General features: G+C 67.1%; 16 protein-coding genes and 1 pseudogene. 11 read left to right on the plus strand and 6 right to left on the minus strand.

All coding sequences use genetic code 11. The annotated features are described in order from the left end of the window. Positions 1-49: 49 nt before the first annotated feature. From ACIIOY_RS12830 to ACIIOY_RS12840, 3 genes are all read right to left on the minus strand, one after another. Entirely contained in the window at positions 50-1048 is a 999-nt protein-coding gene (locus ACIIOY_RS12830) for an ABC transporter substrate-binding protein (RefSeq protein WP_411035065.1), read from the minus strand. A gap of 355 nt (positions 1049-1403) precedes the next feature. After that, a complete protein-coding gene (locus ACIIOY_RS12835) occupies positions 1404-2033 on the minus strand; it encodes a L,D-transpeptidase (RefSeq protein ID WP_411035066.1) in 630 nt (209 codons plus the stop codon). A gap of 181 nt (positions 2034-2214) precedes the next feature. Next, positions 2215-3879 (minus strand): electron transfer flavoprotein-ubiquinone oxidoreductase, encoded by a 1665-nt coding sequence (locus tag ACIIOY_RS12840; RefSeq protein WP_411035067.1) that lies wholly within the window; start codon positions 3877-3879, stop codon positions 2215-2217. 343 nt (positions 3880-4222) lie between these two features. Between ACIIOY_RS12840 and ACIIOY_RS12845 the strand changes: the two genes are divergently transcribed. From ACIIOY_RS12845 to ACIIOY_RS12875, 7 genes are all read left to right on the plus strand, one after another. Beyond that, complete coding sequence (locus ACIIOY_RS12845) at positions 4223-5626, plus strand: FAD-binding oxidoreductase (protein ID WP_411035068.1); 1404 nt, start codon at positions 4223-4225, stop codon at positions 5624-5626. A gap of 24 nt (positions 5627-5650) precedes the next feature. Further along, a complete protein-coding gene (locus ACIIOY_RS12850; RefSeq protein WP_411035069.1) occupies positions 5651-6439 on the plus strand; it encodes an SDR family oxidoreductase in 789 nt (262 codons plus the stop codon). A 146-nt stretch (positions 6440-6585) separates the two neighbouring features. Further along, on the plus strand, positions 6586-7878 hold the full coding sequence (locus ACIIOY_RS12855; RefSeq protein WP_411035070.1) for an Hsp70 family protein: 1293 nt from the start codon (positions 6586-6588) through the stop codon (positions 7876-7878). A gap of 46 nt (positions 7879-7924) precedes the next feature. After that, positions 7925-8782, plus strand: a complete 858-nt coding sequence (locus tag ACIIOY_RS12860) for a uracil-DNA glycosylase (RefSeq protein ID WP_411035071.1) — start codon at positions 7925-7927, stop codon at positions 8780-8782. A gap of 211 nt (positions 8783-8993) precedes the next feature. Next, on the plus strand, positions 8994-9170 hold the full coding sequence (locus ACIIOY_RS12865; RefSeq protein ID WP_411035072.1) for a hypothetical protein: 177 nt from the start codon (positions 8994-8996) through the stop codon (positions 9168-9170). Between the two features lie 50 nt (positions 9171-9220). Further along, entirely contained in the window at positions 9221-9364 is a 144-nt protein-coding gene (locus tag ACIIOY_RS12870) for a hypothetical protein (RefSeq protein ID WP_411035073.1), read from the plus strand. 362 nt (positions 9365-9726) lie between these two features. Further along, the gene (locus tag ACIIOY_RS12875) at positions 9727-11013 is read left to right on the plus strand and encodes an MFS transporter (protein ID WP_411035074.1); all 1287 of its coding nucleotides are present in this window, start codon (positions 9727-9729) and stop codon (positions 11011-11013) included. On the opposite strand, the gene ACIIOY_RS12880 is transcribed toward ACIIOY_RS12875, so the two are convergent. Beyond that, positions 11004-11942, minus strand: coding sequence for a DMT family transporter (locus ACIIOY_RS12880; protein WP_411035075.1), 939 nt, complete (start codon positions 11940-11942; stop codon positions 11004-11006). The two genes, ACIIOY_RS12875 and ACIIOY_RS12880, sit on opposite strands and share 10 nt — an antisense overlap. Positions 11943-12261: 319 nt before the next feature. Between ACIIOY_RS12880 and pepN the strand changes: the two genes are divergently transcribed. Next, positions 12262-14910 (plus strand): aminopeptidase N, encoded by a 2649-nt coding sequence (gene pepN, locus ACIIOY_RS12885; protein WP_411035076.1) that lies wholly within the window; start codon positions 12262-12264, stop codon positions 14908-14910. Between the two features lie 6 nt (positions 14911-14916). Here the strand turns inward: pepN and ACIIOY_RS12890 are convergent, their stop codons facing one another. Further along, positions 14917-15285, minus strand: coding sequence for a VOC family protein (locus ACIIOY_RS12890; protein WP_411035077.1), 369 nt, complete (start codon positions 15283-15285; stop codon positions 14917-14919). 74 nt (positions 15286-15359) lie between these two features. Between ACIIOY_RS12890 and ACIIOY_RS12895 the strand changes: the two genes are divergently transcribed. The 3 genes and pseudogenes from ACIIOY_RS12895 to ACIIOY_RS12905 all read left to right on the plus strand — a co-directional run. Continuing rightward, entirely contained in the window at positions 15360-16082 is a 723-nt protein-coding gene (locus ACIIOY_RS12895) for a helix-turn-helix transcriptional regulator (RefSeq protein ID WP_411035078.1), read from the plus strand. Between the two features lie 139 nt (positions 16083-16221). Beyond that, positions 16222-18570 carry a PAS domain-containing sensor histidine kinase gene (locus tag ACIIOY_RS12900; protein ID WP_411035178.1) on the plus strand — a complete coding sequence of 783 codons (2349 nt, stop codon included), beginning with the start codon at positions 16222-16224 and terminating at the stop codon, positions 18568-18570. A 15-nt stretch (positions 18571-18585) separates the two neighbouring features. Continuing rightward, positions 18586-18742, plus strand: a pseudogene (locus tag ACIIOY_RS12905) (bifunctional diaminohydroxyphosphoribosylaminopyrimidine deaminase/5-amino-6-(5-phosphoribosylamino)uracil reductase RibD); the annotation flags it as partial. Positions 18743-18758: 16 nt separating this feature from the next. On the opposite strand, the gene ACIIOY_RS12910 reads toward ACIIOY_RS12905, so the two are convergent. Beyond that, on the minus strand, positions 18759-21710 hold the full coding sequence (locus tag ACIIOY_RS12910; RefSeq protein ID WP_411035079.1) for a bifunctional [glutamine synthetase] adenylyltransferase/[glutamine synthetase]-adenylyl-L-tyrosine phosphorylase: 2952 nt from the start codon (positions 21708-21710) through the stop codon (positions 18759-18761). Positions 21711-21736 lie beyond the last annotated feature (26 nt).

Genomic DNA, 21736 nt, shown 5'->3' on the forward strand with positions numbered 1-21736 from the left:
AGACGGAAGGCGGCGCGCCCGAAGGCGCGCCGCCGTTTCGACCAGGCGATCAGAGAGCGGCCTTGATCTTCTCGGCCACTTCCGGCGAGACCCATTCCTTCCAGAGGGCTTCGTTCTCCTCCAGGAAGTGCTTGGCGCCGTCGTCGCCGCTCGCCTGGTTGTCGGTCATCCAGGCCATCAGCTTGTTGACCGTGTCGTTGCTCCAGGCGCGCTTGTTGAGGTAGCCCATGACGTCCTCGCCGGCGCGCTCGGAGAACGCCTTGGTCACCAGCGTCTGGACCTTGTCCTTCGGCCAGTCGTTCTTCTTCGGGTCCGGGCAATCGGCGACCGTGTTGCAGCGCTTCCACTCGGCCTCGTCATAGGGCACGCCGTGCTCGAGCTTCACCATCTCGTACTTGCCGAGAAGCGCGGTCGGGGCCCAGTAGTAGCCCACCCAGCCTTCCTTGCGCTCGTAGGCCTTGGCGATCGAGCCGTCGAGGCCGGCGGCAGAGCCGGTGTCGACCAGCGTGAAGCCGGCCGCTTCCGCGCCGTAAGCCTTGTAGAGCTGGCTGGTCACGACCGTGCCGCCCCAGCCCTGCGGGCCGTTGTGCACGGCGCCCTTGCTCTTGTCTTCCGGATCCGGGAACAGTTCGGGGTGCTTCAGCGCGTCGTCGATCGTCTTGATGTCCGGATGGGCGTCGGCGATGTATTTCGGGATCCACCAGCCCTGGACGGCGGCGTCGGAAAGCGCGACGGCCGCGCCGATCAGCTTGCCTTCCTCGATGCCGCGGTTGACGACGTCCGGCAGCAGGTCCACCCAGCCTTCGGGCGCAAGATCCGGCTCGCCCTTCTCGATCATCGAGGTGATGGTCGGGACCGTGTCGCCGACGATGACCTCCGCGTTGCAGCCGTAGCCTTCGGTCAGGATGAACTTGTCGAGCGCGGCGAGGACCTCGGCGCTCTGCCAGTTCATGCTGGCGATGGTCACGTCGCCGCACTCGGCGCGTGCGGCGCCCGTCATGGCCAGGAGGCCGGCGACGAGGCAGGTGGAAGCAAGAAGATGTTTCATATCCGTTCCCTCATTTGCGGCGGTGTCGTTGTGCCCGTTCGAGCCCGCTGCACCGCCGCCGCGGGTCTCGTGATCCTCTGCGGATCGTTCTCGGACAGGCCGGAAAAGCCCCGTGGTTCCGCGATACCGCATCCTCGACTTTTGCAGCTACGGAGTCGAATGCCGGTACGAATGCGTCTGCCATTGACCCCAATGCGTCATGGAACCGTCAATTTTGCGCGACCGCCCCGACTTTGTCCAAGCGTGGGATCACCAGGGCAATGGTATGATACAATTCAGTTTTTTCAAACCGCAAAGAAAAGGCCGGCGTGCGCCGGCGTAGTTCCGTTGCGGGTCTGCACCCTGGAGGCGAAAATCAGGCCTCGCGCCGGCCCTGGATGACGTGCACGCGGCCGCCCACCTTCACGCGCTCGTAAAGGTCGATCACGTCGTGGTTGAGCATGCGCACGCAGCCGCTCGACATGGCCTGGCCGATCGACCAGGGCTGGTTGGTGCCGTGGATGCGGAACATGGTGTCGTTGCCGTTCTGGTATAGGTAGATGGCGCGGGCGCCAAGCGGGTTGTTGAGGCCGCCCGGCACGCCGCCGGCATATTTCAGGTTCTTCTTCGGATCGCGGCGGATCATGTTCGCCGTCGGGGTCCAGCTCGGCCATTCCGCCTTGCGGCCGATATAGGCGTTGCCCGCCAGCGAATAGCCCTGCCGCCCGACGCCGATGCCGTAGCGTATGGCCCGGCCGTTGCCGAGCACGTAATAGAGCCGGCGCGCCGGCGTGTCGACGACGATGGTGCCTGCCGCGTGGCCGGTGTCGTAGGCGACTTCCTGGCGGCGAAGCTCGGGCTTGATCTTGTCGAGCGGTATCGCCCGCAGCGGAAATTTCTCCTCCATGCGGTCGCCGTAGTTGGCGCGATCGCTGGTGCCGTTCGTCGCGCAGCCTGCGAGCAGTGCGGAAGCGCCGAGCAGGAATCCGCGGCGGGAAATCGACATGGTTAAAGCCCCTTGAATATTTCGTTCCTGGGGCTGGAAATTATGCAGTTATGGTTAAGCGAGGGTTAAGCGGCGCGCTGCGGTTGCAGGAAACGTTAAGGTGCGTGGCGGGAATGTGATCGGCAGCCGCGTCCCTCAAGGGCAGCCTTGCCTTTCAAGGAAGAGGGCCGCCCTCCACCCATCACATGTTCGGATAGACCGGCCCCTCGCCGCCCTGCGGCGGCACCCAGTTGATGTTCTGGTTGGGGTCCTTGATGTCGCAGGTCTTGCAGTGCACGCAGTTCTGCGCGTTGATCACGTAGACCTGCTCGCCGTCCTTCTCCACCCATTCGTAGACCCCGGCGGGACAGTAGCGCGTCGACGGGCCGGCATAGACGTCGAGCTCGGAGGTCTTCTGCAGCTCCGGGTTCTTGAGCTGGAGGTGGATCGGCTGGTCCTCCTCGTGGTTGGTGTTCGACAGGAACACCGAGGAGAGGCGGTCGAAGGTGAGGACGCCGTCCGGCTTCGGATAGTCGATCTTCTGGTGCTTGGCGGCCGGCTCCAGGCTCTGCGCGTCCGTCTTGCCGTGTTTCAGCGTGCCGAAGAAGGAGAAGCCGAACAGCGTGTTCGTCCACATGTCGAGGCCGCCGAGCGCCACGCCCACCGCCGTGCCGAACTTCGACCAGAGCGGCTTGACGTTGCGCACCTTCTTCAGGTCCGAGCCGATGGCGCTGTCGCGCCAGCCCTGCTCGATCTCGATGGGCTCGTCGTTGGCGCGGCCCGCCGCGATGGCGTCCGCCAGCTTCTCGGCGGCGAGGATGCCCGAAAGCACCGCGTTGTGGCTGCCCTTGATGCGCGGCACGTTGACGAAGCCGGCCGAGCAGCCGATCAGCGCGCCGCCGGGGAAGGACAGCTTCGGCACCGACTGGTAGCCGCCCTCGGTGATGGCGCGCGCGCCGTAGGAGAGACGCTTGCCGCCCTCGAAGGTGCCGCGGATCGCCGGGTGCGTCTTGAAGCGCTGGAACTCCTCGAAGGGATAGAGATACGGGTTCTTGTAGTTGAGATGCACCACGAAACCGACGGCGACGAGGTTGTCCTCCAGGTGATAGAGGAACGAGCCGCCGCCGGTCTTCATGCCGAGCGGCCAGCCGAAGGAATGCTGCACGAGGCCGGGCTTGTGGTTCTCGGGCTTGACCTGCCAGAGCTCCTTGAGGCCGATGCCGAATTTCTGGGGCTCGCGGCCCTCCTCCAGCTTGAACTTCGCGATGAGCTGCTTGGCGAGCGAGCCGCGCACGCCCTCGGAGATCAGCGTGTATTTGCCGAGCAGCGCCATGCCGCGGGTATAGTTCGGGCCGGGCTCGCCGTTGCGCTCGATGCCCATGTCGCCGGTGGCGACGCCGATCACCGCGCCCTCGTCGTTGTAGAGCACTTCCGTCGCGGCGAAGCCCGGATAGATCTCGACGCCGAGCTCTTCCGCCTTGGTCGCGAGCCACCGACAGACATTGCCGAGCGAGACGATGTAGTTGCCGTGGTTGTTCATCAAGGGCGGCATGAAGGCGTTCGGCAGGCGCACCGAGCCGGCCGGGCCGAGGAAGAGGAAATGGTCGTCCGTCACCTCGGTCTTGAAGGGATGGTCCGCGTCCTCGCGCCAGCCGGGCAGGAGGCGGTCGATGCCGATGGGATCGACCACCGCGCCCGACAGGATATGCGCGCCGACTTCCGAGCCCTTCTCCAGCACCACGACCGAAAGCTCGGGATTCACCTGCTTCAGCCGGATCGCCGCCGAAAGCCCCGCAGGCCCCGCGCCCACGATCACGACGTCGAATTCCATGCTTTCGCGTTCGGGGAGTTCCATTTCTTCGCTCATTCGTTTCTCCACCCCGCAACCCCTCAAAAGCCGCGGTCAGTCCCTCGGGTCGGCCTGTCATGACAAATACGGGAAACCTTGTCGAGCCGTTCTGCGACAGACTTTCCCTGCTTTTGCGCATGACCTCATGACATCGCCGAAAGTTTATTGACTTTAACGTAAACGTCAACAGAAAGTCGGCTGCATGTCCTTGCAAGACCCAAGGCCTGGAGAGGGGACTTCGTTCCGCCCCTTGCGGCCAGGTCCTTGATTTTCCGCGTGGCCTTGCCGCAAAACCGCTACGCACTTTCGCGCTGCATGCGCTATGCATGGCAGCCGGCCAACCGGCGGAGGATCGTCACCCATGTCCGAGCTTATCCGATCGCTCCAGCGCGACCTGAACGATTTCGGCGAAGACCTTCACCTTGTCGGAGCCGAGCGGCTGGCCGGCCGGCATCCCGGCGAGCATCGCGACAATTTCGCGGCGGGCGTCATGGCGGAGCCGGCGACGGCGGAAGCGGCGGCGGCCGTCGTGCGCTGGTGCGTCGAGAACGATGTCCCCGTCGTGCCGCAGGGCGGGCGCACGGGGCTCGTCGGCGGCGGCGCCAGCCGGCCGGGCGAGCTGATCCTTTCGACGGCGCGGCTGAACAGGATAGAGGCGATCGATCCCCTCGCCCGCACCGCCACCGTCGGCGCGGGCGTGACGCTGCAGGCCTTGCAGGAGGCGACGGCGGCAGGGGGCCTCACCCCCGGCATCGACCTCGCCGCGCGCGGCAGCGCGACGATCGGCGGCATGATCGCCACCAATGCCGGCGGCATCCTCGCCTTCCGCAACGGCGTGATGCGCCACCAGGTGCTCGGCATCGAGGCCGTGATGCCGGACGGCAGCCTCTTCAGCGACCTGACGCGTGTCGTGAAGGTCAGCGCCGGGCCGGACATCAAGCAGCTTCTCATCGGCTCGGAAGGCGCCTACGGCTTCGTCACCCGCGCCGTGCTGAAGCTCGAAAGCCTCAACCCGATGCGCGCCACGGCGCTCGTCGGCGTGCCGGACGCCGCGGCCGCCCTCGCCCTCGTCGCGCATTTCCGCGCCAGGCCCGCCTTGCAGCTCGAAGGCGCGGAGTTGATGTGGCACCGCTATTTCCGCGACAGCGCGGAGGAACGCGGCTTCGACCTCGGCTGGCTGGAGGACGGCGCGCCGGCGGTTCTGCTGGTCGAGGTTTCCGCGGCAGGCGAGGCCGAGGCCCGCGCCGCGCTGGAAGAAGGTCTTGCCGGGCTCTGGGAGGAGTACGGGCTGACGGGCGGCATCGTTGCCGCCTCGCTCGACCAGGCGCGCCGCTTCTGGGCGCTGCGGGAAGAGAGCGACTTCATATACCGCCGCCAGCCTTCCGCTCCCTCCTTCGACGTCTCCGTGCCGCCCGGCGCCCTCGACGCCTACGTGGCGGGCCTGCGCGAACGGCTGGACGCGGTCCGCGCCGGCTTCGACGCCTATGTCTACGGCCATATCGCGGACGGCAACCTGCACATTTCCGCGATCGGCCAGGGGGTGACGGACGCGGCGTTGAAGGAAGCGATCGAGGACGCGGTCTACACGGGCGTTGGCGAACGCGGCGGCAGCTTTTCCGCCGAGCACGGGGTTGGCATGGAAAAGCGGCGCGCCTACCTCACCTACGGCAACCCGGCCCGCCGCGCCGCGGCGCAGGCGATCAAGGCCGCGCTCGACCCGAAAAACCTGTTCAACCCGGGCAAGGTGCCCTTCCGGGCCATCTGAGCCCGATCATTCAAGGATTTCGTCATGGATCTTGGCATTACCGGCAAACGCGCCCTCGTCCTCGCCTCCTCCCGCGGCCTCGGCAAGGGCATCGCCGTGGCGCTCGCCCGCGAGGGCGCCCATGTGCTTCTGTGCGGCCGCAGCGCCGATGTGCTGAAGGCCAATTGCGACGCCATCAACGCGGACGGTCCGGGCCGGGCCGATTTCGTGCAGGCGGACCTTGCCGGCGAAAGCTTCGTCGAGACCGTGGAGAAGGCCGTTTCCGAAACGCTCGGCGGCCTCGACATCCTCGTCAACAATTCCGGCGGGCCGACGCCGGGCTCGATCGAGGACATGAGCGAGGAGAAGCTCGCCGCCTATTTCCAGTCGATGGTGCTGCGGATCATCACGCTCACCAACCGGCTGCTGCCCGGCATGAAGGCGCAGCGCTGGGGCCGCATCCTCACCGTCGCCTCCTCCGGCGTGATCGAGCCGATCCCCGGCCTCGCGCTCTCCAACACGCTGCGCCCGGCGCTCGCCGGCTGGTCGAAGACGCTGGCGAGCGAGGTGGCCGAATACGGCATCACCAGCAACCTGCTGCTGCCGGGCAGCATCTTCACCGACCGGCTGAAGAGCCTCGACGCCGCCGCGGCCGAACGCAGCGGCCGGAGCGTGGAAGAGGTGCGCGCCGCCGCGGAAAAGGCGATCCCCGCGCGGCGCTACGGCACCGTCGAGGAGTTCGCCGCCGCCGCCGCGTTCCTGTGCAGCGTGCCGGCGAGCTACGTCACCGGCAGCCTCGTCCGCTGCGACGGCGGGGCGGCGCGGTCGGTGTGAGGCGGCGGGAGGCTACCCCTCCCCTTGCCTTCCCTGCCCGCCTGTGCCATCTGGCGCGCTCTTCATTTTCGGCGCGCCCGCGCGCCCTTCACGCGGAGCCGCCTGCTCCGGTTCAATACAGTTCGGCATTCACAGGGGGCACGGCGATGGCACGGGCACTCGGGCTCGATTTCGGCACGACGAACACGGTTCTGGCGCTTTCGGCGGGTGGCGGCGCCACGCGGTCCATGCGGTTCGAAAGCAGCGCCGGCACGACCGACACGATGCGCACGGCGCTCTCCTTCATGAAGGATCCGATCGTCGGGGCGCAGGCGCTGAAGGTCGAGGCCGGACAGGCGGCGATCCGCCAGTTCATCGACAATCCCGGCGACTGCCGCTTCCTGCAATCGATCAAGACCTTCGCGGCAAGCGCCCTCTTCCAGGGCACGCTGATCTTCGCGCGCCGCCACGCCTTCGACGACCTGATGGAAATCTTCCTGCGGCGGCTGAAGGCCTATGCCGGCGCCGAGTGGCCGGCGGACGTCCCGCGCGTCGTCGCCGGGCGGCCGGTGCAGTTCGCCGGGGCTGCTCCGGACCCGGCGCTGGCGCTCCAGCGCTACAACGCGGCGCTGACGCGGCTCGGCTTTCCGGAAATCCACTACGTCTACGAGCCGGTCGCGGCCGCCTACTATTTCGCGCAGACTTTGAAGAGCGACGCCACCGTGCTCGTCGCGGATTTCGGCGGCGGCACGACGGACTATTCGCTGATCCGCTTCGAACGGCAGGCCGGCCGGCTGACGGCGACGCCGATCGGCCATGCGGGCGTCGGCATCGCCGGCGATCATTTCGATTCGCGCATGATCGACCGCCTCGTGGCGCCGGAAATCGGCAGGGGCACCTTCTTCAGGAGCTTCGACAAGGTGCTGGAGGTACCCTCCGGCTACTATGCCAGTTTCGCCCGCTGGAACCAGCTGTCGATCTTCAAGACGACGCGCGAATTCTCCGACCTCAAGTCGCTGGTGCGCGCGTCGATGGAGCCGGAAAAGCTGGAGCTCTTCATCGATCTCGTCGAGCACGACGAGGGCTATCCGCTCTACCAGGCGATCTCGGCCACCAAGATGGCGCTGTCGGACGCGGAGGAGGCGCCGTTCGACTTCGCCCCGCTCGGGGCGGCCGGCCGGAAGACGGTCAGGCGCGCCGACTTCGAGGACTGGATCGCCCCGGACCTTGCCCGCATCGAAGGCGCGCTCGACGAGGTGCTGGAGAAGACGAACACGGCGCCGGGCGCCATCGACAAGCTGTTCCTGACCGGCGGCACCTCCTTCGTGCCGGCGGTGCGGCGCATCTTCACGCGGCGCTTCGATGCCGGGAGGATCGAGAGCGGCGGCGAGCTCCTGTCGATCGCCCACGGCCTCGCGCTGATCGGCGAAAGCGACGACGTGGCGCAATGGGCCGCATGAGCGCGGGCGCTTTCCTCCCGCGGCCCGCTTCGATAATGTGCATGCCATGAACGCCGCCAGAGACCTCCATCCCGAGCAATTGCGATCGCTCCTGCACTTCTATGCCGATGCCGGCGTGGAATGGCTGCTGGAGGAAGAGGCGGTCGACCGCATCGCCGCGTTCGAGGCGATGCGCGCGGCGCGCGTTGCAGCCGCGCCCCCGGAGGCCTCGCCCGCGCAGCAGCCGGCCCGGCCGGCACCGGCGCGGCAGGAGCCGGCGCGCCCCGCGGCCCCCGCCCCGATGCCGAACGTGGCGATCCCGGACGGCCAGGCGGTGGCCGAGGCCGAGTTCGCCGCAGGCAGCGCGCGCTCGCTGGAGGAGCTGCGCACGGCGATGGAGGCCTTCAACGGCTGCAACCTGAAGACAAGCGCCCGCTGCCTCGTCTTCGCCGAAGGCAAGGCCAAACCGTCCGTCATGGTGATCGGCGCCATGCCGAGCGCCGACGACGACCGCGACGGCCTGCCCTTCTCCGGCCGGCAGGGGGCGATGCTCGACCGCATGCTCGCCGGCATCGGGCTCGGCCGGGCGGAGCTCCTGCTGACCAACGTCGTGCCGTGGCGCCCGCCGGGCAACCGGCCGCCCTCGCAGCGTGAGGCCGACATCTGCCGGCCCTTCATCGAACGGCAGATCGCCCTTGCCGAACCGAATCACCTCCTGATCCTCGGCAATTTCGCCGCGCGGTTCCTGTTCCGCTCCAACGAAACGATCCACCAGTTGCGCGGCGAATGGCGCAACATCGAGGTTTCTGGCCGCACGATCCCCGCTTTTGCAACGCTGCACCCGCAGGATCTCGCGTCGGCGCCGATCAGCAAGCGGCTCGCCTGGCAGGACCTGCTTACGTTTCGTGCAGGGCTGAAGGGCTGATCTCAAAAGGCACTTTCAGCTTTTTCAAGGACTTGGCGCTCCGCTTTGCCGCCGTTGTCCCAATCTGTCCGCGAATCTGCCTCAAGCATGAACAAAATCTTTCAGCAGCCATGCGAATTGCACATATCTGCCGGGCAGAATGTCGCATTGCAAAATCCATGTTGCGGCGCAATATAGCGACACGGGAGGACAGGATTTAAGGAACAGACCCATGACCGCCCGCTTTCGGCCCATCCATTCGAGCTTCGAGACGCTCCGCCATTCCGGCCTGCGCGCCGGCCATGGCTTCGGCGGCATCTCGGCCCCGGCCAACGAGCAGCTCACGGCCGCCGGCTTCGCCCGCATCAATCGCCCCGTCCAGCTCTTCTCCGAATTCATCCAGCGCTGAACGGATGCACGGCGCCTCGCGCCTTTCGACGCAAGAACCAGGAGCACGACATGGCTAAGTTTAGCAAGCTGATGTCCGACATCGCCGATATTCGCAACGCCGTGAACGCCGCGCGGGAATATTCCGTGCTGGCCTCCCTGCCGCGCGATGCCGCGCAGCGCCGCGACCCGCTCAAGGCCTTCCTGCCCAACTGAGAAGCGGCCGGGCTTTGAAGCCGACCGGCATCGTGCTAACATCGCCATCGTGAGGAGGTGAGACGAATTTCCTCCGGTGGAGACCGGGCCGAAGCCCGGCCTCAGTTTCTTAGCTGATCGTCAGGGTGAAGCGCCAACCTCTGAACCTGATCGTCAGCGTAAGCCGGATTCTCAAACGTCTCACCTCCTTTCATTTGCCGGGCATTTCACCCGGCAGCATTTCTTAGCACAACCCTTCCGGGAATTGCGCGGCCTTCCTGAAAATCTCCCTGGTTTACGCCAGAACCTGTCGCAGTGGACAGCGCGCCGCCGCCGCAATAGAGCGACATTCCGAGATCGAATGCCCTCTTAGCGGAGCCTCCATGCTGGCGAGCCTTGTCTCCATCCTGAGCCTGATGCTGTCCACCCTGCTGATGATGGTGGCCTTCGGCCTGCAAAGCTACGTCGTTCCGGTGCGTGCCGTCGCGGAAGGCTGGTCGACGCAGACGATCTCGATGATCGCGACCGGCTATACGATCGGCTTCACCCTCTCGTGCATCGTCACGCCGAAATTCGTGCTGCTCGTCGGCCATGTGCGCGTCTTCGTGGCGCTGATTACGCTGCTCGCCATCGGCATCCTGCTCTGCGCCCTCGTCGTCGACTGGCGGGCCTGGATGCTGTTCCGCGCCATGTCCGGCTTTGCCATCTCCGGCAGCTACCTCATCGTCGAAAGCTGGCTGAACGAGCGCGTGACGAACGAGAACCGCGGCTCGGTCTTCTCCATCTACCTGATCACGACGATGGTCGGCACGATCGGCGGACAGTACCTGGTCCCGCTCGGCGATCCGTCCAACACCTCGCTTTTCATCCTGTGCGGTATCATCTTTTCCGTCGCGCTGCTGCCGACCGCCCTCACCTCCTCGCCGCTGCCCGCACCGCCGACGCAGGCGCGCTTCAACGTGCCGGCGCTCTACCGGCGCTCGCGGGTCGCCGTCGTCGGCGCCTTCCTGGCCGGCGCGCTGTCGGGCGCCTGGCTCAACCTCGGCGGCGTGTTCACGCAGCGCACGGGGCTGACGACCGCCGAAGGCGCGACGCTGCTTGCCTGCGTGCTTCTCGGCAGCGCGCTCTCGCAGATCCCGATCGGCCGCGCCTCGGACAGGATGGACCGCCGCCTCGTCATGGTCGCCTGCGGCGCGGTCGGCACCATATCCTGCCTGGTGATGGCGGTCGTCGCCGGCGGGCCGCCGGTGCTGCTCTATGTCGTCGCCGCCTTCGTCGGCTCGGTCCTCTTTCCCATCTACGCGCTGAACGTCGCCCATGCCAACGACCGCGCGCAGCCGGACGAATATGTCGAGGTCTCCTCCGGCATGATGATCGTCTACGGCTTCGGCACGATTTCCGGGCCGCTGATGGTCGGCCCGATCATGGACCGCTTCGGGCCGGGCTCGCTGTTCGTCGTGCTGGCGGTCTACTTCCTGCTCTACGGCGCCTATGCCGCCTGGCGCATCAGCCGGCGGGAGGAGAACGACGGCCTCGTCGCGAAGACGGACTACCAGGCGATGGCCGTGCAGCCGCTCGCCGCCGATGCGGCGGCTGCGGCCCTCCAGCCGGACGCGGTGACGGACGAGCGGGTCGAGGACACGACGACGCCGGAATGGCGTCAGCCCTGAGGCGTCTGGTGCCGGAGCTCGGCCCGGCGCTTCAGCGCGAGCCGGTGCTCGCGGAAGATGACGAAGATGCCGGCGCTGACGACGATGGCGGTGCCGATGAGCATGGTGCTCGTCGGCACGTCGCCGAACAGGACATAGCCGACGACGATGCCGAGCACGATCGACGTATACTCGAACGGCGCGATGGTCGAGACGTCGGCATAGCGGTAGCTCGCCGTCAGCAGCAATTGGGCGACGCCGCCGCAGAAGCCGGCGAGCGCCATCAGGCCGAGCGCCTGCCAGCTGAGCGCGGCCCAGCCGAAGGGCAGCGTGCCGAGCGAGAAGACGGAGGCGAACAGCGAGAAATAGAGCACGATGGTCGGCGTGCGCTCCGTCTGCACCAGCTTGCGCACCAGCACCATGGCACAGGAGCCGAGCACGGCGAAGGCCAGCATGGCAAGCGCGCCCATCGCCTCGGAGGAACCGAAACCGCCCTCCCGGAACAGCGTCAGGCGCGGCCAGCTGATGATGCCGACGCCGGCGAGCCCGATCAGGACCGCCGTCCAGCGATAGATGCCGACCCTCTCCTTGAGGAAGACGGCGGCGACCACCACCGTAAAGAGCGGCAGGGCATAGCCGAGCGCGATCGATTCGGGCAGCGGCAGGTGCACGAGGCCGTAGAAACCGAAGCCCATGGAGAGGATGCCGACGAAGCCGCGCCTGAAATGGCCGAATATGTCGTTCGTGCGGAAGGCGTCGCGCAATTGGCCGTGGGCGGCGAGGAAGACGAGGATCGGCACCATGGCGAAGGCGGAACGCAGGAACGTGATCTGCCCGGCCGGAATGTCCTTGCCGGCCGCCTTGATGAGCGTCGACATGCAAAGGAAGATCACCACGGAAGCGACCTTGAGGAAAATCCCCTTCATGGGATCGGGAGACTGCATGTCCATGCGGGGAACTCGTCACGGCCGGCAGGCCATGGCAACGGGCGTTGAGGAGACAGGAAAACCGATTCAGAGGATTGCAAGTCTAGCGGGATTGTCCGCCGGGTGGGATCAATTCTGGTGATGCGTCGCAGATAATTTTGATCGGAGCGGGACGGGAACGGACTGTGCCGGCATGGCACGAATTTGTGAATTGGCGAAGCAGCTGGAAATGAGATGTTAAGCCAATACGCATATCTATTCATGGAAATTGGGGGCAGACCGACCCGGCGGCACGTCGTGCGAGAGCGACACGGGGCCGGACGGCAAAGAGCAGGACATATCCATGCGGACAGAGAACGGCCGGATCATCCATCTGGCAGACTATCGCCAGACTGACTTCGTTCTCGAGCGCGTCGACCTGACCTTCGAACTGGACCCGACGGAAACCAAGGTCGAGGCCCGGCTGATCTTCCATCGCCGCGAAGGCGCCGACCCGGCCGCGCCGCTCGTTCTCGACGGCGACGAGCTGACGATGACCGGCCTGCTCTTCGACCAGGCGGAGATGGACCCGTCCCGCTACGACGCGACGCCCGACAGCCTGACGATCCGCGACCTGCCGGCGAGCGAACCCTTCGAGATCACGATCACCACGATGATCAATCCCGAGGCCAACACGCAGCTGATGGGCCTCTACCGCACGAACGGCGTCTATTGCACCCAGTGCGAGGCCGAGGGCTTCCGCCGCATCACCTATTTCCCCGACCGGCCGGACGTTCTCGCCGTCTACACGGTCAACATCATCGCCGACAAGGCGAGCTGCCCGCTGCTTCTTTCCAACGGCAACTTCCTCGGCGGGGCGGGCTACGGCGAGGGCAAGCATTTCGCCGCCTGGTTCGACCCCCACCCCAAGCCGTCCTACCTCTTCGCGCTCGTCGCCGGCGACCTCGGCGTGGTGGAGGACACGTTCGTCACGATGTCCGGCCGCGAGGTGGCGCTGAAGATCTATGTCGAGCACGGCAAGGAGCCGCGCGCGGCCTATGCGATGGATGCGCTGAAGCGCTCGATGAAATGGGACGAGGAGGTCTTCGGCCGCGAATACGACCTCGACATCTTCATGATCGTCGCCGTCTCCGACTTCAACATGGGCGCCATGGAGAACAAGGGGCTCAACGTCTTCAACGACAAATACGTGCTCGCGGACCCCGAAACGGCGACCGACCAGGACTATGCCAATATCGAGGCGATCATCGCGCACGAATATTTCCACAACTGGACCGGCAACCGCGTCACCTGCCGCGACTGGTTCCAGCTGTGCCTGAAGGAGGGCCTGACGGTCTACCGCGACCACGAATTCTCCGCCGACCAGCGCTCGCGCGCCGTCAAGCGCATCGCCGAGGTGCGGCACCTGAAATCCGAGCAGTTCCCCGAGGACGCCGGGCCGCTCGCCCATCCGGTGCGGCCGACGAAATACCGCGAGATCAACAACTTCTACACGACGACCGTCTACGAGAAGGGCTCCGAGGTGACGCGCATGATCGCGACCATCCTCGGCCGGGACGGCTTCAAGAAGGGCATGGACCTCTATTTCGAGCGCCACGACGGCGACGCCGCGACGATCGAGGATTTCGTCAGGTGCTTCGAGGATGCGAACGGCGTCGATCTCGGCCAGTTCTCCCTCTGGTACAGCCAGGCCGGCACGCCGCTCGTCAGCGTCTCGACCGCCTACGACCAGGCGAGGGGCGAATTCACGCTGTCGCTGGAGCAGATGATCCCGCCGACGCCCGGCCAGAGCGCCAAGGAGCCGATGCACATTCCGCTGCGCTTCGGCCTCATCCTCGCCGACGGTTCGGAAGCAAGGCCCGCCGCGGTCAGCGGCGCGGAGGTGACCGGCGACGTGCTGCACCTCAGGGAGCGCCGCCAGACCGTCACCTTCTCCGGCATCGCCGCGCGCCCGGTCGTCTCGCTCAACCGCAGCTTCTCCGCGCCGGTCAACCTGCATTTCGAGCGGCTGCCGGCCGATCTCGCCCACATCGCGCGTCACGACAGCGACCTCTTCGCCCGCTGGCAGGCGCTGAACGACCTTGCGCTTCCGAACCTCGTCGAGGCGGCCCGCAAGGCCCGCGCCGGCGAGCCGGTCGAGACGAACGCGGTGCTCGCCGACACGCTGATCGCCATTGCCGGCGACGAGGCGCTGGAACCCGCCTTCCGGGCGCAGGCGCTCGCCCTGCCCTCCGAATCCGACATCGCCCGGGAGCTGGGCAGCAACAACGATCCCGACGCCATCCGCGCCGGCCGGGAGGCCGTGCTCGCCTTCATCGCGAACCGCGATCCCGCCGTCTTCGCCGAGCTCTTCGACGGTCACCGCACCGAAGGCGCCTTCACGCCGGACGCGGCGGGCGCCGGTCGCCGCGCGCTGCGCAACGCGGCGCTGGCCTATCTCGCCGTCTCCGACGGCGCGCCGGCCCGCGCGGCGGAGGCGTTCGCGTCCGCCGACAACATGACGGACCTCAGCGCCGCGCTCACCGTGCTCGCCCACCGCTTCCCGGACGCGCCGGAAACCACGCAGGCGCTGGAGGCCTTCCGCGCACGCTTCGCCGACAATGCGCTGGTCATCGACAAGTGGTTCTCCATCCAGTCGACCATTCCGGGCGACGGGGCGCTGGCGCGCGTCAAGGCGCTGATGGAAAGCCCGCACTTCAACAAGGCGAACCCGAACCGGGTGCGCGCGCTCGTCGGCACCTTCGCCTTCTCCAACCCGACCGGCTTCAACCGGGCGGACGGCGAAGGCTACCACTTCCTCGCCGGGCAGATCCTGGAGATCGACCCGAAGAACCCGCAGCTCGCCGCCCGCATCCTCACCTCCATGCGCTCCTGGCGGGCGCTGGAGGAGGTGCGCTCCGACCACGCCTGCGCCGCGCTGCGCACCATCGCGGCGGGAGAAAAGCTCTCCTCCGACGTGTCTGACATCGTGGAGCGCATGCTGAAGGCATGATCCGGCTTACTTGTCCGGCGGGCAGACGCGGATGCGGTGGCCGTCCGGATCGAGCGCGACGAAGGTGCGGCCGAAGACGGCCGTGAACGGCGGCTGCTCGATGGCGACGCCGGCTGCCTTCCACTTGTCGTGCAGGGCGTCGATGCCGTCGTCTCCGTCCATGGCGATAGCGATTTCGCATCGCTGGCCGGTCCCGCCGGAAACGAAGTCCGTCGCGGCCGTCGACCACAGGCCGAGGCCGAGCCCGTTTGCGAACGCGAAACCGACATAGCCCGGCGACTGGAAGACCGGCGCCTGCTCGAGAAGCTTCTCGTAGAAGCGGCCGCTGCGGGCGGGGTCCTCGACATAGAGGATCACGAGGTTCGGAGAGATCATTGGAAGCGTCCTTTCGCTGTGTTGGCGGAAGGACGCTAGGCGACAACGCTGCCAGAAAGTGGCAGTATCGTGCGATGGCCCGTTCGGAAAGACTGCTCGCCCTCCTCCAGGTTCTCAGACGCCACCGGCATCCGGTGAGCGGCGCCGTTCTTGCGGCGGAGACCTGCGTCAGCATCCGCACGCTCTACCGCGACATCGCCACGCTCCAGGCGCAGGGCGCCGACATAGAGGGCGAGCCGGGCGTGGGATACGTGCTGCGGCCCGGCTTCATGCTGCCGCCGCTCATGTTCTCGCAAGGCGAGCTGGAGGCCCTGATCCTCGGCTTCCGCTGGGTGCAGAAGTTCGCCGATGTCCCGGTGACCAGGGCGGCCTCGGACGCGCTTGCCAAGATTTCGGCCGTGCTGCCGGCGGAATTGCGCGATGAGCTGGAAAACACGGCTCTTCTCGTCGGGCCTCGCCGGATCGTCGACAGCGAGGTGATCGATCTTGCGCTGCTGAGGGCGGCGATCCGGCGCGAGCGCAAGCTGCGGCTTGCCTATGCGGACGGGGCGGGCACGCTCACCGAACGCGTCGTCTGGCCCGTCGCGCTCGGCTATTTCGAGGAGACGCGGATGCTCGTCGCCTGGTGCGAGGCGCGCGATGACTTCCGGCATTTCCGCACCGACCGCATGCGCGAGATCGCACTCATGGACACGCGCTATCCGCGCCGGCGCGCCCAGTTGATGAAGGCGTGGCGCGAGAAGGAGAACGGCCCGCGGCGGCGCGATGGCGCCCAGAGCTGCGCCGACCCGGTTTGAACTGCGAAATCGCACCCGTCAGAAATGGTTAAAGGACTTTTACCTTTTCTTCTGGACAAGCCGAATCACAATTGATTCATTAGGGCAGATTCGGGCGAGCGGCGCGCCGAATCACGAGAGGGTTACAAGGTTTATGACTATGGCGGACGCGCAACGAGGACGCGCAGCCGGCGGGTGGACTCGTCTCAAATTTCCGGGAATGGCGGCCTGGGAAAATGAGCTGACGGGACAGGCGAAGATTTTCGCCGGACCTGCCGCACGGCATCTGACACGGGCCGAGCCCGTGCTGAAACGGTCGATACCGATCCTGATCATCGCCTTCCTGTCCGTGGTGGCCATCTCGCGGATGGTCGGCATCCTGGTCGAGCACGACCGGATGGACACGGGCGTGCGCGATGTGACATCGCTGACGGCAATCGCGGTCGGCGCCGTCTTTTCCGGCCCCATGGCCGAGAGCCTGGCGAGATCCGACCGCATGGCGGTGGAGGCGGCGCTGTCCGTGCACCTGCCGCAGGACCGCATGCAGCCGGGCGGCATCGTCCTCTTCGTCGAGGAGAAGGGCCGCGTCTTCGGCGCCTCGCTGGCGGCCGCGCGCTATGTCGGCCAGTCGCTCGCGCGCTTCTCGCCGGACCTTGCGGCCACCCAGTATTTCGGCGAGCCGGCCGGCGTCTTCCGCACGCGCATCGGCGGGCAGGACTACTATGCCTCGCTGGTGCAGATGCCGCGGAAGGGCGGCTTCATCGTCGTCGCCAATCCGCTCGGCCAGCTCGCCGTGCTGTGGCGCGACGAGGTGGCGCTGAACGTCACGCTGTTCTCCGGCATCTCGGCCATCCTGCTCGTCATCCTCTACGCCTATTACATCCAGGCGAAGCGGGCGCGCGATGCGGACGCGATCTTCGCGGAATCGAACCTGCGCGTGGAGACGGCGCTCGCCCGCGGCCGCTGCGGCCTGTGGGATTTCGACCTCACGAACCGGCGGCTGTTCTGGTCGCGCTCCATGTACGAGATGCTCGGCATGCCGCCGCGCGACAGCGTGCTTTCCTTCGGCGATGCGGCGCGCCTGATGCACCCCGACGACGACGGCATCTATCAGGTCGCCCGCGCGGTTGCCCGCGGCAACGCCAAGCAGGTGGACCAGGTGTTCCGCATGCGCCATGCGGAAGGCCACTATGTGTGGCTGCGCGCCCGCGCCCAGCTCATCCGCATGGCCTCCGGCCGCATGCACATGATCGGCATCGCCATGGACGTGACGGAGCAGCACCGGCTCGCCCAGCGCTACCAGGAGGCCGACCAGCGGCTTGCCGACGCCATCGAATGCACGTCCGAAGCCTTCGTGCTGTGGGACAAGCACGACCGGCTCGTCATGTGCAACGCGCACTACCAGCAGGCCTACGGCCTTCCGGACGAGGTGCTCGTGCCCGGCACGGACCGCGCGGCGGTGCACGCCGCCGCGGCCCGCCCAGTCATCGAGCGGCGCATCGCGGATGCGGACGGCACCGGCATCTCGCAGACGAGCGAGGTTCAGCTTGCCGACGAGCGCTGGCTGCAGATCAACGAGCGGCGCACCCGTGACGGCGGCCTCGTCTCCGTCGGCACCGACATCACCATGATGAAGCGCCATCAGGTGCGCTTACGCGAATCCGAGCGCCGCCTGATGGCCACCATCGGCGACCTTTCCGCCTCCCGCGCCAAGCTGGAGCGGCAGAAGGCGGAGCTTTCGCTGGCCAACGCCAACTACCAGGCGGAGAAGGAGCGCGCCGAGGCGGCGAACCGCGCCAAGTCGGAATTCCTCGCCAACATGTCGCACGAGCTGCGCACGCCGCTCAACGCCATCCTCGGCTTCTCGGAAATCCTCCAGAACCAGATGTTCGGTCCGCTCGGCTCGGACAAGTACCGCGAATATTCCCGCGACATCCACGAGAGCGGCAAGCATCTGCTCAACGTCATCAGCGACATCCTCGACATGTCGAAGATCGAGGCCGGCCATATGCGCATCAGCTGCGAGACGGTCGACCTCGCGCCGCTGATCGAGGAGACCCTGCGCCTCACCATGCTGCAGGCGCAGAAGAAGAGCATCACCGTGCGGCAATCCTGCCCGGAGAACCTGCTGACCGTCGCGGACCGCCGCGCCATGAAGCAAATCCTCCTCAACCTCCTGTCGAACGCCATGAAGTTCACCAACGAGGGCGGCAAGGTGGAGGTGCGCGCGCGCAGGGTGGGCGGCGCCGTCACGCTGACGATCGCCGACAGCGGCATCGGCATCCCGAAATCCGCCCTCCAGAAGATCGGCCAGCCCTTCGAGCAGGTGCAGAGCCAGTACGCCAAGAGCAAGGGCGGCTCCGGCCTCGGCCTCGCCATCTCCCGCTCGCTCGCGCACCTGCACGGCGGGGCGATGCGCATCCACTCCATCGAAGGCAAGGGCACGATCATCTCCGTGCGCATCCCCGACCGGGAACGGCTCGCGGCGCTGCATCTGGCGGCGGCGTGAGAGGGTTGCAGGTGTTTACCCCCCTCTGCCCTGCCGGGCATCTCCCCCTCAAGGGGGGAGATCGGCAAGAGGCGGAACCTTCGCTCAAATTGCGCTGTTAGAGATAGGCAAGACCGTGCCCCATCCAATCTCCCCCCTTGAGGGGGAGATGCCCGGCAGGGCAGAGGGGGGTGCCAAAGACGCGACGTTTATGCCTTCACCACCCCCTGGAAAATCTTGCGCACCGCCTTCGACACCCGGCGGACCTCCGCCTCCAGGGTGCGTAGGTCCGGGCAGTCGCCGGCGCGGCAGACGAGGTCGACGAGGCCGGCGGGGGCTTCCTTCGGGTCGAAGCTTCCGTCGATGCTGAGGCGCACGATCTGCGAGACCTCCGTATAGAGGACGAGCGCCTTCTGCACCGTGTCGAGGTCGTTCGGGTCCATCATCGCCGCGCCGAGCACGGCCAGCGCATCGCCCGTCGGCAGCGCCTTTTCCGGCTGCGGCGCGCCCCGCGCCGGCGCGACGAGCGCGAGGAACTGCGCGATGAACTCGATGTCGATCAGCCCGCCGGGGATGAGCTTGAGGTCCCAGATGTCCTTCGGCGGCTTTTCCTTGTCGATGAGGTCGCGCATCTCGGCGACGTCCTTCGCGACCTTCGCCGCATCCCGCCTGCGGGCGAGCACGGAGCGGAAGATCGCCTCCGCCTCCTTCACGAGGCTGTCCTCGCCGCACAGCACGCGCGCGCGCGTCAGCGCCATGTGCTCCCAGGTCCAGGCCTCCTCCGCCTGGTATTTCGCGAAGGAGGTGATGCGCGTCGCCACCGGCCCCTTGTTGCCCGAGGGGCGGAGCCGCATGTCGACCTCGTAAAGCACGCCCTCGGCGGTCGGTGCGGAGAGCGCCGCGATCAGCCGCTGGGTGATGCGGGTGAAATACTTGACGTTGTCGAGCGGCTTGGGACCGTCGGACTCGAAGGCGTCGCCGTCGTGGTCGTAGAGAAGGATCAGGTCGATGTCCGAGCCGGCGGTCAGCTCGAAGCTGCCGAGCTTGCCCATGCCGACCAGCGCCACGCGCCCGCCGGGGAATCTTCCATGCGCCGCCTCGATCTCCGCGAGCACCGCCTTCAGCGCCGCCGCGACGATGAGGTCGGCGACATGGGTGAAGGCGCGCGCGGCCTGCTTTCCGCTGATCGCGCCGGTCAGAAGCCGGATGCCGATGAGGAAACGCTGCTCGGCGGCGATGATGCGCAGGCGGTCGAGGATCTCCTCGTAGTGCCGGGCGCCGGAAACGAACCCCTCGATGCGCTCGGCGAGATAGGCGCGGGTCGGCAGCTCGGCGAGGAGGGTGGGGTCCAGCATGCCGTCGAACACATGGGGCTTTGCCGCGATCACCTCGGCAAGGCGCGGCGCGGAGGACATGATGTTGACGATGAGGGAGAGCAGCGCCGGGTTGTTGCCGAGGAGCGAGAAGAGCTGGATGCCCGCCGGCAGGCCGGAGATGAAGTTGTCGAAGCGCAGCAGCGCCTCGTCCGCCCGCTTGCTCTCGCCGAAGACGCGCAGGAGCTCCGGCGTCAGTTCGGTCAGCCGCTCGCGCGCCTCGACGGACTGCGTGGCGCGGTAGCGGCCGTAGTGCCAGGTGCGGATTGTGCGGGAAATGTCGGCCGGGCGCTCGAAGCCGAGGCGCTTCAGCGTCTCCAGCGTGTCGGGATCGTCCTTCTGGCCGGTGAAGACGAGGTTGCCGGTCTCCGAGGAGAGCTTCGCCTCCTGCTCGAAGAGGACCGCATAGCGGCGCTCGACGGTCTTCAGCACCTCGACGAGCCGTGCGGAGAAGGCGGCCGTGTCCGCAAAGCCCAGCATGAAGGCGATGCGCTTCAGCTCGGCCTCCGCTTCCGGCAGCACGTGGCTCTGCTCGTCGCGCACCATCTGCACGCGGTGCTCGACGTCGCGCAGGAACCAGTAGGCCTCGGTCAGTTCCTCGGCGGTCGCCGCGTCGATCCAGTTCGCCCTGGCAAGCTCCCGCAGCATCGGCTCCGTCGCCCGCAGGCGCAGCGCCGGCACCCGGCCGCCGGCGATCAGCTGCTGGGTCTGCACGAAGAACTCGATCTCGCGGATGCCGCCGCGGCCGAGCTTGACGTTGTGGCCCTTGACCGCGATCTCGCCGTGCCCCTTGTGCACGTGGATCTGCCGCTTGATCGAATGGATGTCGGCGATGGCCGCGTAGTCGAGATACTTGCGGAAGACGAAGGGGGTGAGCTCCTTCAGGAAGGCCTCGCCGGCCGCAAGGTCGCCGGCGATGGGCTTGGCCTTGATGAAGGCCGCGCGCTCCCAGTTCTGCCCCCTGCCCTCGTAGTAGAGCATGGCCGAATCGACCGAGATGGCGAGCGGCGTGGCGCCCGGATCGGGCCTGAGGCGCAGGTCGGTGCGGAAGACGTAGCCGTCCGCCGTGCGCTCCTGCATGATGCGGATCAGCCGGCGCACGAGGCGGGAGAAGGTCTCGACGGCCTCGCTCGGATCGGCCGCGATGTCCGCCATCGGATCGAAGAAGACGACGAGGTCGATGTCGGAGGAATAGTTGAGCTCGGCGGCGCCGAGCTTGCCCATGCCGAGTACGATGAGGCCGGACCTTTCGCCCGGCCGGGCGGGGTCGGGCAGCGTCAGCTTGCCGCTCTCGTGCGCCGAGAGGAGGAGATGGTCGATTGCGGCGGAGGTGGCGGCGGTGGCGAGATCGGTCAGGAGCGTCGTGGTGCGGCGGGCGTCGAAGATGCGGGCGAGGTCGGCGAGCGCGGTGAGGAAGGCGACCTCGCGCTTGGCGAGGCGCAGCCGCGTCATCAGCGCGGCTTCCGTCACCTCGCCGTCCCCCGGCTCCCAGGCCTTGCGGGCGCGGGCGATGGCGGCCTCGACGGCCGGCAGGACCGGCTCCTCCAGCGCGCGGGCGAGAAGGCCGGGATCGATGCGGGCGGTGTCGCGCAGGTAGGGCGAGAGCGTGAAGGCCGCGACGATAAAATTCCTGAGCGGCCCCTCCTCGCCGAGAAGTTTCGCGATGGCGGCGTGGTCCCTGCCCCAGTCCTTGAGGTCGGACAGGACCGACTTGACCTCCGTCTGGCTCAACGGCCGGATCGGAGAGGCCGAAAGATCGGAAAACCGCGTCGCTTCCGTCACGCTCATGATGCCTCCTCGCCTTTTCAGACGAG

The sequence above is a fragment of the Shinella agrisoli genome, from assembly GCF_046557955.1.
Taxonomy (GTDB): Bacteria; Pseudomonadota; Alphaproteobacteria; order Rhizobiales; family Rhizobiaceae; genus Shinella.

Bases quoted from the DNA above. Each gene is read 5' to 3' on its own strand.
- ACIIOY_RS12830 (WP_411035065.1), bottom strand. From the start codon at position 1,048: ATGAAACATCTTCTTGCTTCCACCTGCCTCGTCGCCGGCCTCCTGGCC.
- ACIIOY_RS12835 (WP_411035066.1), bottom strand. From the start codon at position 2,033: ATGTCGATTTCCCGCCGCGGATTCCTGCTCGGCGCTTCCGCACTGCTC.
- ACIIOY_RS12840 (WP_411035067.1), bottom strand. From the start codon at position 3,879: ATGAGCGAAGAAATGGAACTCCCCGAACGCGAAAGCATGGAATTCGAC.
- ACIIOY_RS12845 (WP_411035068.1), top strand. From the start codon at position 4,223: ATGTCCGAGCTTATCCGATCGCTCCAGCGCGACCTGAACGATTTCGGC.
- ACIIOY_RS12850 (WP_411035069.1), top strand. From the start codon at position 5,651: ATGGATCTTGGCATTACCGGCAAACGCGCCCTCGTCCTCGCCTCCTCC.
- ACIIOY_RS12855 (WP_411035070.1), top strand. From the start codon at position 6,586: ATGGCACGGGCACTCGGGCTCGATTTCGGCACGACGAACACGGTTCTG.
- ACIIOY_RS12860 (WP_411035071.1), top strand. From the start codon at position 7,925: ATGAACGCCGCCAGAGACCTCCATCCCGAGCAATTGCGATCGCTCCTG.
- ACIIOY_RS12865 (WP_411035072.1), top strand. From the start codon at position 8,994: ATGACCGCCCGCTTTCGGCCCATCCATTCGAGCTTCGAGACGCTCCGC.
- ACIIOY_RS12870 (WP_411035073.1), top strand. From the start codon at position 9,221: ATGGCTAAGTTTAGCAAGCTGATGTCCGACATCGCCGATATTCGCAAC.
- ACIIOY_RS12875 (WP_411035074.1), top strand. From the start codon at position 9,727: ATGCTGGCGAGCCTTGTCTCCATCCTGAGCCTGATGCTGTCCACCCTG.
- ACIIOY_RS12880 (WP_411035075.1), bottom strand. From the start codon at position 11,942: ATGGACATGCAGTCTCCCGATCCCATGAAGGGGATTTTCCTCAAGGTC.
- pepN (WP_411035076.1), top strand. From the start codon at position 12,262: ATGCGGACAGAGAACGGCCGGATCATCCATCTGGCAGACTATCGCCAG.
- ACIIOY_RS12890 (WP_411035077.1), bottom strand. From the start codon at position 15,285: ATGATCTCTCCGAACCTCGTGATCCTCTATGTCGAGGACCCCGCCCGC.
- ACIIOY_RS12895 (WP_411035078.1), top strand. From the start codon at position 15,360: ATGGCCCGTTCGGAAAGACTGCTCGCCCTCCTCCAGGTTCTCAGACGC.
- ACIIOY_RS12900 (WP_411035178.1), top strand. From the start codon at position 16,222: ATGGCGGACGCGCAACGAGGACGCGCAGCCGGCGGGTGGACTCGTCTC.
- ACIIOY_RS12910 (WP_411035079.1), bottom strand. From the start codon at position 21,710: ATGAGCGTGACGGAAGCGACGCGGTTTTCCGATCTTTCGGCCTCTCCG.